Origin of the sequence: Sutcliffiella cohnii (assembly GCF_002250055.1) — a bacterium.
Lineage (GTDB): Bacteria > Bacillota > Bacilli > Bacillales > Bacillaceae_I > Sutcliffiella > Sutcliffiella cohnii.
Window position 1 is genome coordinate 4,700,001 of the sequence record NZ_CP018866.1, and the last position, 15,679, is coordinate 4,715,679.

Annotated in this window: 12 protein-coding genes, 2 rRNA genes, 1 pseudogene and 1 other annotated feature (1 of these 16 running past the window's edge); all 15 genes and pseudogenes read left to right on the forward strand. The window is 37.0% G+C overall.

Annotation, left to right across the window (positions count from 1 at the left end; all coding sequences use genetic code 11):
• Positions 1–358, forward strand: a 23S ribosomal RNA gene (locus BC6307_RS23515); it begins 2,577 nt to the left of the window's first position.
• 78 nt (positions 359–436) lie between these two features.
• A 5S ribosomal RNA gene (gene rrf, locus BC6307_RS23520) occupies positions 437–553 on the forward strand.
• Positions 554–1,793: 1,240 nt separating this feature from the next.
• Positions 1,794–1,886 (forward strand): annotated as a pseudogene (locus BC6307_RS25765) (hypothetical protein); the annotation flags it as partial.
• Positions 1,887–2,113: 227 nt separating this feature from the next.
• Positions 2,114–2,575, forward strand: coding sequence for a CtsR family transcriptional regulator (locus BC6307_RS23525; protein WP_066413950.1), 462 nt, complete (start codon positions 2,114–2,116; stop codon positions 2,573–2,575).
• Positions 2,576–2,589: 14 nt separating this feature from the next.
• Entirely contained in the window at positions 2,590–3,132 is a 543-nt protein-coding gene (gene mcsA, locus BC6307_RS23530) for a protein-arginine kinase activator protein McsA (protein WP_066413952.1), read from the forward strand.
• Between the two features lie 2 nt (positions 3,133–3,134).
• Entirely contained in the window at positions 3,135–4,226 is a 1,092-nt protein-coding gene (gene mcsB, locus BC6307_RS23535; RefSeq protein WP_066413954.1) for a protein-arginine kinase McsB, read from the forward strand.
• Entirely contained in the window at positions 4,223–6,664 is a 2,442-nt protein-coding gene (gene clpC / locus BC6307_RS23540; protein ID WP_066413956.1) for an ATP-dependent protease ATP-binding subunit ClpC, read from the forward strand. Before mcsB ends, clpC begins: the two co-directional genes overlap by 4 nt.
• 141 nt (positions 6,665–6,805) lie before the next feature.
• Entirely contained in the window at positions 6,806–8,179 is a 1,374-nt protein-coding gene (radA, locus tag BC6307_RS23545) for a DNA repair protein RadA (protein WP_066413964.1), read from the forward strand.
• 1 nt (position 8,180) lies between these two features.
• Entirely contained in the window at positions 8,181–9,245 is a 1,065-nt protein-coding gene (gene disA / locus BC6307_RS23550) for a DNA integrity scanning diadenylate cyclase DisA (RefSeq protein WP_066413967.1), read from the forward strand.
• Between the two features lie 117 nt (positions 9,246–9,362).
• Positions 9,363–10,454, forward strand: a complete 1,092-nt coding sequence (locus BC6307_RS23555; protein WP_066413970.1) for a PIN/TRAM domain-containing protein — start codon at positions 9,363–9,365, stop codon at positions 10,452–10,454.
• 23 nt (positions 10,455–10,477) lie between these two features.
• Entirely contained in the window at positions 10,478–11,170 is a 693-nt protein-coding gene (gene ispD, locus BC6307_RS23560) for a 2-C-methyl-D-erythritol 4-phosphate cytidylyltransferase (RefSeq protein ID WP_066413974.1), read from the forward strand.
• A 2-nt stretch (positions 11,171–11,172) separates the two neighbouring features.
• On the forward strand, positions 11,173–11,649 hold the full coding sequence (gene ispF, locus BC6307_RS23565; RefSeq protein ID WP_066413979.1) for a 2-C-methyl-D-erythritol 2,4-cyclodiphosphate synthase: 477 nt from the start codon (positions 11,173–11,175) through the stop codon (positions 11,647–11,649).
• A gap of 154 nt (positions 11,650–11,803) precedes the next feature.
• The gene (gltX, locus tag BC6307_RS23570; RefSeq protein WP_066413980.1) at positions 11,804–13,255 is read left to right on the forward strand and encodes a glutamate--tRNA ligase; all 1,452 of its coding nucleotides are present in this window, start codon (positions 11,804–11,806) and stop codon (positions 13,253–13,255) included.
• 36 nt (positions 13,256–13,291) lie between these two features.
• Positions 13,292–13,522 (forward strand) — a binding site (T-box leader).
• Positions 13,523–13,619: 97 nt separating this feature from the next.
• Positions 13,620–14,279: a serine O-acetyltransferase gene (cysE, locus tag BC6307_RS23575; protein WP_066413981.1), complete on the forward strand. Its 660-nt coding sequence runs from the start codon at positions 13,620–13,622 to the stop codon at positions 14,277–14,279.
• On the forward strand, positions 14,276–15,676 hold the full coding sequence (gene cysS / locus BC6307_RS23580) for a cysteine--tRNA ligase (RefSeq protein WP_066413982.1): 1,401 nt from the start codon (positions 14,276–14,278) through the stop codon (positions 15,674–15,676). Before cysE ends, cysS begins: the two co-directional genes overlap by 4 nt.
• Positions 15,677–15,679: the final 3 nt, after the last annotated feature.

A 15,679-nucleotide genomic window follows, 5' to 3' on the forward strand; every position in this document is an offset into this window, starting at 1 on the left:
AGGGTTGGGCTGTTCGCCCATTAAAGCGGTACGCGAGCTGGGTTCAGAACGTCGTGAGACAGTTCGGTCCCTATCCGTCGTGGGCGTAGGAAATTTGAGAGGAGCTGTCCTTAGTACGAGAGGACCGGGATGGACGCACCGCTGGTGTACCAGTTGTCTTGCCAAAGGCATAGCTGGGTAGCTACGTGCGGACGGGATAAGTGCTGAAAGCATCTAAGCATGAAGCCCCCCTCAAGATGAGATTTCCTTTAGCGCAAGCTAGTAAGATCCCTGAAAGATGATCAGGTTGATAGGTTCGAGGTGGAAGCGTGGCGACATGTGTAGCTGACGAATACTAATCGATCGAGGACTTAACCAATTTAAATGAACGATATGAATAATCTTGATGAAAATATATTATCTAGTTTTGAAAGAACAAATCTTTCAACTAAATATGTCTGGTGATGAAGGCGAAGAGGTCACACCCGTTCCCATACCGAACACGGAAGTTAAGCTCTTCAGCGCCGATGGTAGTTGGGGGCTGTCCCCCTGTGAGAGTAGGACGTCGCCAGGCAAAAGGAAAAAACGGTTTTGTGCTAATAGGCGCTGACCGTTTTTTTTGTTGTCTAGTTCCAGGTGTTAGCGGCTAACAAACTTCCCATTCTGTCCGTACGATAAGTCAACATCGGTTCATGCTAACGCATTCACCGTGTTTCCTTTATCTCCTACCAGAATAGTCCAGTTTGTACGCCGCTGATCGAACGCCTTCCACTTTTCTACTTTGTTCGGTATGGGAACGACCGAAGGTCGAAAAGTAAATATTATTAAAATGGAATAGAAAATAAAACAGTACACTCCCGATGGTGCCAGAGAAGCGAGAAGATCGAGGAAGCGAAGGCCGTGAGGACCGGAGTGTACGTTTGCGAGGGTACATGAGGACCGGAGCGGCAGAGCTGACGAAGAGGTTCGACGCTTATCGGGCGCCAGCGGCGAACACGGAAGTTAAGCTCTTCGGTGCCGATGGTAGTTGGGGGCTGTCCCCCTGTGAGAGTAGGACGTCGCCAGGCAAAAGGAAAAAACGGTTTAGTGCTAATAGGCGCTGACCGTTTTTTTGTCTAGTTCAGGCGTTAGTGGTTAATGCCATTTATATAAGCAAAAAATCCCGCTCTGTAATGCTGAATCGGCTCAAGGGTGGTTTATTTTTATCGGTTAATAATAGCAAACTCGAACACCTACGTTATACAGTGTCTATATCCGTTTCATCATATTACATGGAGCAAAAGAAACTCATTTGAAACATTAATGTACAATTATTGAGATAACATGGGGTTCATTCTATTCATTGCGAGTAAAATGATGGTGTAAAATATGTTTTATTATAAAAATAGGTAAGGTACTTAACAGATTTACTGATTTACTTAACAAGTTGAGAAGAATACTTAACAGATTTACAGATTTACTAACAAATTGAAAAAAATACTTAACAGATTTACTGATTTACTTAACAAGTTGAGAAAATTACTTAACAGATCTGCTGATTTACTTAACTTGTTGAAAAAAACTTAACAGACCGACTTATTTACTTAAAAGTGATGAATTTGCCCTTTTTAATTCAAAAAAATAAACAGTACTACTTTTGGAAGGTTCACAACACTAGAGGCTGCCCCCCCTGTGAGAGTAGGACGTCGCCAGGCAAAAAGAAAAACGGTTTAGTGCTAATAGGCGCTGACCGTTTTTTTTGTTGTCTGGCTATGGTAAATAGGATTAGCCCATAAAGTTGGTCAATAAATGCAAATCACTTAACGTTACCTTTGGATGTGAATGATGATGGTGCACATATCCTCACACTACTACTAACGTTCTTTTATCATTATATGCGTCAAATAATTGAACATGGATATGTATACGGATAAAGGCGCTACTGTCTAACTCTTTACTATCTGTTTAACTTCAACCATGTGAAAATTCAAAAGAAAAATTTACTGACTAATATTTTCTACTAATTAAGTTTAACTAGAGGCAAAATGTGGAATTCTGTTTATGGAGGTTCTAATAGTTGAAAAATCTTCTCGGACATTATATATTTTTATTATAGTCAAAGATAGTCAAGGTCAAGAGAGGGGGTAATCCGGCAATGAGAAACATTTCAGACATCATTGAGCAATATTTGAAGCAAGTATTAGAGCGAAATGATAATAATTTTGCTGAAATTAAAAGAAGTGAAATTGCTGATAAGTTTGAATGTGTACCTTCCCAAATTAATTATGTCATTAATACAAGATTTACGTTAGAGCGTGGTTATATTGTTGAGAGTAAGCGAGGTGGCGGCGGCTATATTCGAATAATGAAAATTAAACCACATAGTCATATACATCTCATAGATCAAATAATTGATATTGTACGAAACAGGGTTTCGCAATCGAGTGCCGAAGATATAATATACCGTTTAGTGGAAGAAGAAGTAATCTCTGCGAGGGAAGCAAAAATAATGATTAGTGTTATGGATCGTTCCGTATTATATTTAGAATTACCTCAAAGAGATGAATTGCGGGCGAGGATGCTCGTGGCAATGCTAAATTCTTTAAAATATCGATAGGGGAGAGTGTATCGATGATATGTCAAGAGTGTGGCCAAAGACCAGCTACAATGCATTTTACGAAAATTATTAATGGTGATAAAACAGAGTCTCATTTGTGTGATCAATGCTCACAAGAAAAAGGAGAAATGTTTATGTTCCCAGGGAACTCGGCTTTTTCCATTAATGATTTATTGTCGGGGTTATTAAATAATAATCAACAAATGTCACAGTCCAAAGAGAGTGCTGTACAGAATAATAAAGTACTTCAATGTGATCGTTGCAAATTAACATATGAACAATTTACGAAGATTGGAAGGTTTGGTTGCTCTAATTGTTATAAAACATTTCAACCAAACATTTTGCCGATTTTGAAAAGGTTGCATGCAGGAAATACAAGTCATACAGGGAAAATACCTAAACGTATCGGCGGTGGCTTGCATATTCGAAAAGAAATAGAAGAATTAAAAACACAGTTACAATCGTTCATCGCAACAGAAGAGTTTGAAAAGGCTGCGGAAGTGAGAGATCGTATACGGAATTTAGAAAAAGTGCTAAATGAACAGGGGGATCGATAGTTATGTCTCTTGAGCATTTTTTAAATCATACGGTAAATTCTTGGATGAATGAGGAAGGCCCCTACTCTGATATCGTGTTAAGTAGTCGAATTAGATTGGCTCGAAATTTAAATAATATTCAGTTCCCAACGGTTGCAACAAACGAAGAAGGTCAACAAATTATCGGATTAATGATGGAGCATTTTGCTGAAAAGGAAGTCGAAAAAGTTGGGAAACTTGAGTTCCTAAACATTAGTGAATTAAAATCATTAGAAAAATGGGTGTTAGTGGAAAAACATTTAATAAGCCCTCAACTTGCAGAAGAATCTAACTATGGTGCTTGCTTACTATCACCAAATGAAGAAGTTAGCATTATGATTAATGAAGAAGATCATATACGGATACAATGTCTTTTTCCGGGTTTGCAATTAAATGAAGCGTTGGAGTTAGCTCAGCAATTTGATGATTGGATGGAAGAAAAACTAGATTTTGCATTTGATGAAAAATTAGGATTTCTAACGAGTTGTCCAACAAATGTAGGTACAGGTATGAGAGCTTCCGTTATGATGCATTTGCCAGCTCTTGTCATCACTCAGCAAATAAACCGAATGCTACCAGCTATTAATCAATTAGGTTTAGTGGTAAGGGGCACATATGGTGAAGGTAGTGAGGCACAGGGTAATATTTTTCAAATATCAAATCAAATTACTTTAGGTAAATCTGAAGAGGATATTGTTGATGATCTATTAAGTGTTGTACATCAATTAATTACTCAAGAGAGAACAGCGAGAGAAGCATTACTAAAAACTTCTCACATACAATTAGAAGACAGAGTCTTTCGTTCTTACGGAATATTAGCCAATAGTCGAATAATTGAATCGAAAGAAGCTGCTATTTGCTTATCTGATGTCCGTTTAGGGATTGATTTAGGATTAATTAAAAATGTTTCAAGAACGATATTAAATGAGTTAATGATTTTAACACAACCGGGATTTTTACAACAGTACGCTGGTGGTCCACTTCGACCAAATGAGCGTGATATAAGAAGAGCTACTTTTATACGTGAAAGATTAAAACTAGAAGAGTTAAAAGATAATGGAGGCGATGTAAAATGATGTTCGGTAGATTTACAGAAAGAGCACAAAAAGTATTAGCACTAGCCCAAGAAGAAGCACTTCGTTTAAAACATAATAATATTGGTACAGAGCATATTTTACTAGGTCTAGTACGTGAAGGAGAAGGTATTGCGGCAAAAGCACTTATTGCACTTGGCTTAGGTCCAGAAAAGATACAAAAAGAAGTTGAAAATTTAATTGGACATGGGCAAGAAAGTGGTCAATCAATACCTCACTACACACCAAGAGCGAAAAAAGTTATTGAGCTTTCTATGGATGAGGCAAGAAAACTAGGACATTCCTATGTCGGAACAGAGCATATTTTATTAGGGCTAATTCGCGAAGGTGAAGGTGTAGCAGCTCGAGTATTAAATAACTTAGGAGTTAGTCTAAATAAAGCAAGGCAACAAGTGCTACAATTGCTAGGTAGTAGTGAGACTTCAAGTGGACACCAAGGTGGTGCTGCGTCTAATGTTAATACACCAACTTTAGATAGTTTAGCTCGTGATTTAACAGCCGTAGCTCGAGAAGGTAGCTTGGATCCTGTAATAGGAAGAAGCAAAGAGATTCAACGTGTTATTGAAGTTCTTAGTCGTAGAACAAAAAATAACCCAGTATTAATAGGAGAGCCTGGTGTAGGTAAAACAGCTATTGCTGAAGGTTTAGCTCAACAAATTGTAAATAATGAAGTTCCTGAAATACTTCGTGATAAACGAGTAATGACACTCGATATGGGTACGGTAGTAGCAGGTACGAAATATCGTGGGGAATTTGAAGATCGTTTAAAGAAAGTAATGGATGAAATTCGTCAAGCAGGCAACATTATTTTATTTATTGATGAGCTTCATACGTTAATTGGTGCTGGAGGAGCAGAAGGTGCTATCGATGCATCGAATATTTTAAAACCTTCATTAGCACGTGGAGAATTACAGTGTATTGGTGCAACGACATTAGATGAATATAGAAAATATATTGAGAAAGATGCTGCTCTTGAAAGACGTTTCCAACCAATCCGTGTTGACGAACCAACAGTGGAAGAGTCTATTCAAATATTAAAAGGGTTACGTGATCGTTACGAGGCTCATCACCGTGTATCCATTTTAGATGAAGCAATTGAGCAAGCAGTAAAGCTATCAGACCGTTATATTTCAGACCGCTTCTTACCGGATAAAGCGATTGACTTAATCGATGAAGCTGGTTCGAAAGTACGTTTACGCTCTTTTACTACTCCACCAAACTTAAAAGAGTTAGAAGTAAAGTTAGAGACAGTTCGTAATGAAAAGGATGCAGCAGTTCAAGGCCAAGAGTTTGAAAAAGCAGCATCACTCCGAGATACAGAACAGAGATTAAGAGAACAACTAGAAGAAACGAAAAAGACGTGGAAAGAGAAACAAGGTAAAGAAAATACGGAAGTGACAGTAGAAGACATCGCAATGGTCGTTTCTAGCTGGACGGGAGTACCAGTATCGAGATTAGCACAAACTGAAACAGATAAGTTATTAAATATGGAACAACTTTTACACGGTCGAGTAATTGGTCAAGATGAAGCGGTTATAGCCGTTTCAAAAGCTGTTCGTCGTGCTCGTGCAGGGCTAAAAGATCCAAAACGCCCAATAGGCTCTTTCATTTTCTTAGGACCAACAGGTGTAGGGAAAACAGAATTAGCTAGAGCGCTTGCAGAGTCTATTTTCGGAGACGAAGATGCAATGATCCGTATCGACATGTCAGAATATATGGAGAAACATTCAACATCACGTTTAGTTGGGTCGCCTCCAGGGTATGTAGGTTATGATGAGGGTGGTCAATTAACAGAAAAAGTTCGTCGTAAACCATATTCAGTCGTATTGTTAGATGAAATTGAAAAAGCACACCCTGACGTATTTAATATTTTATTACAAGTTTTAGAGGATGGTCGCTTAACAGATTCTAAAGGAAGAACAGTAGATTTCCGAAATACAATTTTAATTATGACATCTAACGTCGGAGCAGATGCATTAAAACGTAATAAATTTGTAGGATTCAATATACAAGATGAAAACCAACAGTATAAAGATATGAAAGGGAAAGTAATGGATGAACTAAAGAGAGCGTTCCGTCCCGAATTCCTAAACCGTATCGATGAAATGATTGTATTCCACTCTTTAGAAAAACAACACTTAAAAGAAATTGTAACGTTATTAGCAGATCAATTAACAAAACGTTTAAAAGAGCAAGATATTGATCTTGAATTGACGGAAGCAGCAAAAGAAAAAATATCAGAAGAAGGATATGACCCTGAATACGGTGCAAGACCACTTCGCCGAGCAATTCAAAAACATATTGAAGACCGTTTATCAGAAGAGCTTTTAAAAGGCACAATAGAAAAAGGTCAAAAAGTTGTATTAGATGTGCAAGATGGACAGTTTGTCGTGAAAGCAGCGGAAAAAGCAATAAAATAAAAGCCTTAGCATCTAGGAGGTAAGCCATGAAAGAAAAAATGGATTACCTCCTTTTTTAAAATGTTTTAGGCTATCTTTTCGAGAAATTTTTATCATAAAAGAAACGAAACAAAGGTATTTTAATATAGAGAGGGTTTATGTATGGCTAAGACAAAAACAAAATTTATTTGTCAAGATTGCGGTTATGAATCTCCAAAATGGATGGGGAAGTGTCCAGGGTGTAATGCTTGGAATTCAATGACGGAGGAAATAGAAAAAAAAGCTTCGAGAAGAGGTGGGTTTACTACTTCAGACAGTTCTATCGTTCGAAAGCCAGAGCCAATCACCTCGATTGAATCTAGGAAAGAGCCTAGAATAAGGACGGAAATGAAGGAATTAAACCGAGTACTTGGCGGTGGAATTGTTCAAGGTTCCCTCGTTTTAATTGGAGGAGATCCAGGGATAGGGAAATCTACTTTACTATTACAAGTATGTGCACAACTCGCTTCAAACAAGCAACGAGTACTCTATTTATCTGGTGAGGAATCTGTTCAGCAAACGAAATTACGCGCAGACCGATTAAATGTTAGTGCCGATGAACTTTTCGTCCTAGCAGAAACGGATTTTGAATTCATTTCCAAGGCAATAGACGAAGTAAAACCAGACTTTGTTATTGTTGACTCTATTCAAACAATCTATCACCCAGCTGTAACATCTGCACCTGGAAGTGTTTCACAAGTACGTGAGTGTACATCTGAACTTATGAGAATAGCAAAAACAAAAAATATAGCTATCTTTATTGTCGGTCACGTGACGAAGGAAGGTGCTATTGCGGGGCCGAGATTATTAGAACATATGGTAGATACCGTCCTTTATTTTGAGGGAGAACGCCATCATACATATCGAATACTTCGCTCTGTGAAAAATAGATTTGGTTCTACAAATGAAATGGGAATATTTGAAATGAAGGAGGAAGGGTTGCGAGAGGTTGCCAATCCTTCGGAAATCTTTTTAGAAGAACGTTCTAAGGGAGCTGCCGGTTCAACAGTTGTTGCCTCAATGGAAGGTACAAGACCAGTCCTAGTCGAAATACAAGCACTTATTTCACCAACAAGTTTTGGTAATCCTCGTAGGATGGCAACAGGAATCGATCATAATCGTGTTTCGTTAATTATGGCTGTTTTAGAGAAAAGAGCAGGGCTGTTATTACAAAATCAAGATGCGTACTTAAAAGTAGCTGGAGGAGTCAAACTAGATGAGCCTGCGATTGATTTAGCAGTTGCTGTAAGTATAGCTTCAAGTTTTCGAAACCAATCTACAGAAGCTACTGATGTTGTAATTGGAGAAGTCGGATTAACCGGAGAAGTTAGGCGAGTGTCGCGTATTGAGCAACGTGTACAGGAAGCGGCAAAGCTTGGATTTAAACGTATTATTATTCCAGAACGAAATTTAGGAGGATGGACCCCACCAGAAGGTATTGTAATCCTAGGAGTTTCCACAATTAATCAAGCCCTGAAGTACACACTAGGAGGTTAACATGGAAACGAGTGAAAAAATAAAAGCAGAAATACTGCAATTTATTGCACCAGGAACACCTATTCGTGAAGGTATGGACAATATTTTACGGTCAAAAACGGGTGGTTTAGTAGTCCTCGGTATTAATGACAAAGTAAAACAAATAGTTGATGGTGGATTTTATATTAATTGTGCATTTAGCCCTGCCTATGTATACGAATTAGCAAAAATGGATGGTGCGATTATTTTAAATGAAAAAGGAACGAAAATTTTGTATGCAAATGCTCAATTAACACCAGACCCAACGATATTATCAACAGAAACAGGAATGAGGCATCGAACAGCAGAACGAGTTTCAAAACAGACAGGGTGCTTAGTTGTTGCTATATCTCAAAGGCGAAACGTTATTACATTGTATAAAGGTAATTACCGGTACGCATTAAAAGATATCGGCGTTATTTTCACTAAGGCAAACCAAGCTATCCAAACGTTAGAAAAATATACAACGGTGCTAGAGCAGGGAATTACTAATTTAGGTGCATTAGAATTCGAAGAGCAAGTAACGTTGTCTGAACTATTACAAGTTATACACCGAATAGAAATGGTCCTTCGCATTAAAAATGAGATTATTAGTTATATAAATGAACTTGGAACAGAAGGTCGACTTATCCGTTTACAAATGACTGAGTTACTGTCTCATGTTGAAGATGAAGCAACTCTATTAATAAAAGATTATTGTGTCGATAAAGAAATGGATGCTGCACAAATTATAAAAAAACTACAAAGTATGGCAAACACAGAACTTTTAGAAGATAGTATCGTCTTAAAGTTATTAGGTTTTTCTAATTTTGTTAATGTTGAAGAGCTAGTGTACCCAAGAGGGTATCGAATTCTTCATAAAATTCCAAGATTACCACCACTTGTTATTGAAAATTTAGTTTGTAGCTTTAAAAATTTGAAACATATTATTAAAGCAACCGTAGAAGAATTAGATGAAGTTGATGGTATTGGAGAGGTGAGGGCCCGTAAAATTAAAGAAGGGCTAAAAAGAATACAAGATCAATTACAAATTGATCGCCAAATTTAGAAAAATGACGTTGATATTTCAAAAACGTGTCAAAAATCTAACAAATATTCATTTTGATTGTTTCAACACGTTATAATCGGTCAAAACTGTTTATAATGAATATAGGGAGGTGACACAATGTTAAGGCGCATTGTTCAAATTTTCTTCGTCGTTATTGGTGGGATGCTAGGCATCTTCTTTATCCCTGAATTGTTTTATCTATTTGGTTGGGGAGATACATTATTAACGAAGCCTTATACGGTTGCTATTTTAGGAGCAATTATATTTTTTATCCTTACTTTTTGGTTAGTTGATTATGTAGTTGGATTCATTAAATGGATGGAAGAATCACTTGTTAAAGCACCTGTTACAGACGTGTTATTTGGTAGTTTAGGATTAATTTTTGGTTTGATTGTTGCATTTCTTGCGGTTATCCCTTTAGGGAAAATACCATTTCAATTAGTAAGTACAGTAATACCAATTTTCCTAACGATTTTATTAGGTTATTTAGGATTCCAAGTTGGGTTTAAAAAGAGAGATGAATTAGTTGGTCTTTTCTCGATTTCTGGTAAGTTCGGTAAGAAAAAAGTGCTGGAAGAAGAGGAAGTTGACCTTTCCTCCAAAAAGCTTAAAATATTAGATACAAGTGTCATTATTGACGGTCGTGTAGCAGATATATGTCAAACAGGATTTTTAGAAGGAACTATAGTTATTCCGCGCTTCGTTTTAGAAGAATTACAGCACATTGCAGATTCTTCGGATGTGTTAAAACGTAATAGAGGAAGACGTGGTTTAGATATACTAAACCGAATTCAAAAAGAGCTTTCGATTAAAGTTGAGATTTATGAAGGGAATTTTGAGGACATTCAAGAAGTCGATAGTAAACTTGTAAAATTAGCTAAATTGACTTCTGGAGTCGTCGTAACAAATGATTTTAACTTAAATAAAGTTTGTGAGCTTCAAAATGTTGACGTGTTAAACATTAACGATCTAGCTAACGCCGTCAAACCAGTAGTTTTGCCAGGAGAAGAATTAACGGTACAAGTAATTAAGGATGGGAAAGAACATAATCAAGGTGTGGCATATTTAGACGATGGGACGATGATCGTTGTGGAAGAAGGAAGAGACTTTATCGGCAAACATATCGAAGTGTTGGTTACGAGTGTGCTTCAAACCTCTGCCGGGCGTATGATTTTTGCAAAACCTAAATTACTAGAAAAAGCACTGTAAAAAATGCTAAATGGAGAGTACGTATGCAATATCAAGTAATTATTCCAGCTGCCGGTCAAGGTAAAAGAATGAACGCTGGTAAAAACAAGCAATTTATTGAGTTGCAAGCATTACCTGTCATGATTCATACATTAAATATATTTGAAATGGATGAGCGTTGTGATGAGATTATTCTTGTGATTAATCCAAATGAGAAACAGTTGGTAGAATCGTTATTAACACAACACAAAATAACGAAAGCAAGAAGGCTTGTCACTGGTGGTGCTGAAAGGCAACATAGTGTATATAACGGATTACAATCACTGAAGGATGCCGAAATTGTACTAGTGCATGATGGGGCAAGACCGTTTATTACTCATAATATCATTCATCGTTTAGTAGATGTCGCAGCGGAAAAAGGAGCATCTGTTGCAGCAGTCCGAGTTAAAGATACAATTAAACGAGTAAGTGATGATGGTGTAGTACTAGAAACAATGGAGCGATCTAGCTTGTGGGCGATCCAGACCCCACAAGCTTTTCGTGTTTCTGTATTAGAAAAAGCGCATGAAGTAGCGAAGGAAAAAGGATTTATTGGGACGGATGAAGCTAGCTTAGTAGAAGAGATAGGTATTCCTGTTCATATTGTTGAAGGAGATTATCAAAATATTAAGCTTACTACTCCTGATGATATACTGTATGCTGAAGCTATATTAGAAAAACAAAGCGGAGGAAGATAGATATGTTTCGAATTGGACAAGGATTTGACGTTCATCAATTTTCAGAAGGGCGCCCTCTCATTATCGGTGGAATTACAATTCCGTACGAAAGAGGACTATTAGGTCATTCAGATGCAGATGTTCTTTTACATACGGTAGCCGATGCTTGCTTAGGAGCAATTGGTGAAGGTGATATTGGAAAGCATTTTCCTGACACAGATCCTAATTTTAAAGATGCAGACTCTGCTGAGTTATTGCAACAAGTATGGAAAATGGTTGAGGAAAGAGGATATACATTAGGCAACATTGATTGTACAATTATTGCACAAAAGCCGAAAATGGCACCTCATATTGAAAGCATTCGTGCACGAATCGCACAACTATTAAACAGTACAGTTGATCGGGTGAATGTTAAAGCAACAACAACAGAAAAATTAGGTTTTACTGGAAGAGAGGAAGGAATTGCTTCTCAAGCGGCAGTACTAATCGTAAAAAAATAGATAAAGTGAATACTTTTAACTCATTGTAATAGATGATAAAATAAGCAATAGATTTTTAAAGATAAAAAAAGGTCTACATAAAATAAAAAGGCTGTGTTATGACAAGTCGGTCATTATTTTAACAGAGCCAATTAATTAGCGGAGGTTACATACAATGACAGTACGTGTACGTTATGCGCCAAGTCCAACAGGACATCTACACATTGGAAACGCACGAACAGCACTTTTTAATTATTTATTTGCTCGTAATCAAAATGGCAAATTTATTATCCGTATTGAAGATACTGATAAAAAGCGTAATATTGAAGGTGGAGAAGAAAGCCAACTAAAATTTTTAAAATGGCTAGGAATCGACTGGGATGAAAGTGTTGATATGGGAGGAGAGTACGGTCCATATCGCCAATCAGAGCGCAATGAAATTTATAAAAAACTGTATGATGAGCTAGTGGAAAAAGGACTTGCATATAAATGCTATTGCACGGAAGAAGAGTTAGAAGCAGAACGCGAAGCACAAATCGCCCGTGGAGAAATGCCACGATACTCAGGTCAACATCGTAATTTGACGAAAGAGCAACAAGATGCATTCGTTAACGAGGGACGTCAACCAAGTATTCGTTTCCGAGTTCCAGAAGGGAAAGTTTATAAGTTTAATGATATGGTAAAGGGAGAAGTTGCCTTTGAATCGGATGGAATTGGTGACTTCGTAATTGTGAAAAAGGATGGAACACCTACTTACAATTTTGCAGTTGCAGTAGATGACCATTTAATGCAAATTTCTCACATATTACGTGGAGATGATCATATATCTAACACTCCTAAACAAATGATGATATACGAAGCATTTGGTTGGGATATTCCACAGTTTGGTCATATGACTTTAATCGTAAACGAAGAGCGTAAAAAATTAAGTAAACGAGACGAAAGTATTATTCAATTTATCGAGCAATATGAGGAACTAGGATATTTACCGGAAGCTCTCTTTAATTTTATAGGACTATTAGGTTGGTCACCGGTCGGCGAAGAGGAAATTTTCTCGAAAGAGGAGTTTATTAATATTTTCGATCCTGCCCGCTTATCTAAATCTCCGGCTGTATTTGATACACAAAAATTAACATGGATGAATAATCAATACTTGAAAAAGTTAGATTTAGACACAGTGGTAGAACTTTCTTTACCGCATTTAATTAAAGCTGGTCGTTTCCAAGAGAATATGTCTGATACAGAGAAACAATGGGCAAAAGATCTTATTTCTCTTTACCAAGAGCAAATGAGTTTCGGAGCTGAAATTGTAGAGCTAACAGAAATGTTCTTTAAGACGCATATTGAATATAATGAAGAAGCTTCGGTAGTGCTAGCTGAAGACCAGGTTCCAGAAGTGTTAAGTGCTTTTGCAGAGGAACTAAAAGATGTAGAAGATTTTTCTGCAGCTAATGTTAAGCAATCGATTAAACACGTACAAAAAGCAACTGGTCATAAAGGGAAAAAGCTATTTATGCCAATTCGAGTAGCAACAACTGGCCAAACACATGGACCTGAACTACCACAAGCTATATCGCTACTAGGAAAAGAAACGGTATTAGCACGATTAGAAAAACTAATTAGTTAACAAATTGAAGAAAAAGTAATATAGTATAAGTATCAATAAAGAACGAAGATGAGGAGAGTAGAAAAGTACCTTTTCATATTAGAGAGAATCGTCATCGGCTGAAAGCGATTTATGAAAAAACTTTTTGAAATGCACCTCGGAGTCTATTACTAAACAGTACTTACCTAGTAAGTAATAGCGGTCGCCTCCCGTTATGAGGAAAAGTGGGATGTATAGTTTTTTACTATACCCAAACAGAGTGGAACCGCGCCAAAAAGCGTCTCTGTGTCTTTAAAAGACACAGAGACTTTTTTATTTGAATTTACTCACGCGCAAAAGCGTTTGTTCTTTGCATTTCACGGGAAAATTTAAGGAGGGGAGAAAATTGTTTCGGTTATTAAAAGAGGATATTGAAGTAGTGTTTGAACAGGACCCAGCTGCTAGAAGTTATTTAGAAGTAATTTTAACGTATTCAGGTTTACATGCTATATGGTCACACCGACTAGCTCACGGATTATATAAACGTAAATTTTTCTTCTTAGCAAGAGTTATTTCTCAAGTCAGTCGCTTCTTTACTGGCATAGAAATTCATCCTGGCGCAAAAATAGGAAGAAGATTTTTTATCGACCATGGCATGGGGGTTGTCATTGGAGAAACGTGTGAAATAGGGAATAATGTTACTGTGTTCCAAGGGGTGACGTTAGGTGGTACGGGAAAAGAAAAAGGAAAAAGACATCCGACCATTCATGATAACGCGTTAATAGCAACTGGTGCAAAAGTATTAGGTTCCATTACTATTGGAGAAAATTCTAAAGTAGGAGCGGGATCAGTCGTCTTAAAAGACGTACCGCCTCATTCAACAGTTGTTGGTATTCCAGGAAAAGTCGTTATTCAAGATGGAATAAAAATAGCCAGAAGTAAAGATTTAAACCATCAAGACTTACCGGATCCAATTGCTGACAGATTTAAAGAGTTAGAAAAACAAATGGAAGAACTTCAAAAAGAGTTGATAAAGGTTACAGAAAGAGAGGGCACGAAAGAATGACCATTCAAATTTTTAATACGTTATCAAGACAGAAGGAACCTTTTATTCCATTAGAGCCTGGTAAGGTAAAAATGTATGTTTGTGGACCAACTGTTTATAACTATATTCATATAGGAAATGCGAGACCTGCAATCGTGTTTGACACGGTAAGAAGATATTTAGAATATAGAGGTTTTGATGTTAATTTTGTTTCGAATTTTACGGATGTGGACGATAAATTAATAAAAGCAGCAAATCAACTTGGTGAAGATGTCCCAACGATTGCAGATCGATTTATTTCTGCCTATTTTGAAGATGTTGAAGCACTAGGTTGCAAACGAGCGACAGTGCACCCTCGAGTTACGGATAATATTGATACAATTGTTACGTTTATCGAGACGTTAATCGAAAAAGGGTATGCTTATGAATCTGAAGGCGATGTTTACTATAAAACGAGAGAATTTGATGGGTATGGTAAGTTATCACATCAGGCAATTGATGAACTTCGCCTAGGGGCAAGAATAGAAGTTGGTGAGAAAAAACAAGATTCGTTAGATTTTGTACTATGGAAAGCTGCTAAAGAAGGAGAGATATATTGGGATAGTCCATGGGGGAAAGGGCGACCGGGTTGGCATATCGAATGCTCTGCGATGGCTAAAAGATACCTAGGAGAATCTATAGATATTCATGCAGGCGGTCAAGACTTAGCTTTCCCTCACCATGAAAATGAAATTGCTCAATCAGAAGCAGCGAATGGGAAAGAATTCGCAAAATATTGGATGCACAATGGGTATATTAATATCGATAATGAAAAAATGTCCAAATCACTAGGGAATTTCATTTTAGTTCATGACATTATTAAACAGTATGATCCGATGTTAATTAGATTTTTCATGCTATCTGTTCATTATCGTCATCCAATTAATTTTAGTGAAGAGTTACTTCTAAATACTAAAAATGGATTAGAAAGATTAAAAACATCTTATAATAACTTGCAACATCGATTAACCAGTGCTGCTAACTTAACAGATAATGACGCAGTGTGGTTATCTAGCATCACTAGTTTGAAAGAGCAGTTTGAAGAGGCAATGGATGATGATTTTAATACAGCTAATGCCATTTCTGTTTTATTTGATCTCGCGAAGCAAGCGAATCTTTATTTAAATGAAAAAAACACATCAACGAACGTTTTAACTTCTTTTATTAATTTATATGATGAGTTAGTAAATGTTCTTGGAATAACATTAAAGGAGAAAGCGGAACTACTTGATGAAGAAATTGAACAGCTTATACAACAAAGAATAGATGCAAGGAAAAATAGAGATTTTGCCTTAGCCGATCAAATTAGAGATGAATTAAAAGAGCGAAACATTATTTTAGAAGATACAGCTCAAGGAACGAGATGGAAAAGAGGCTAAAAA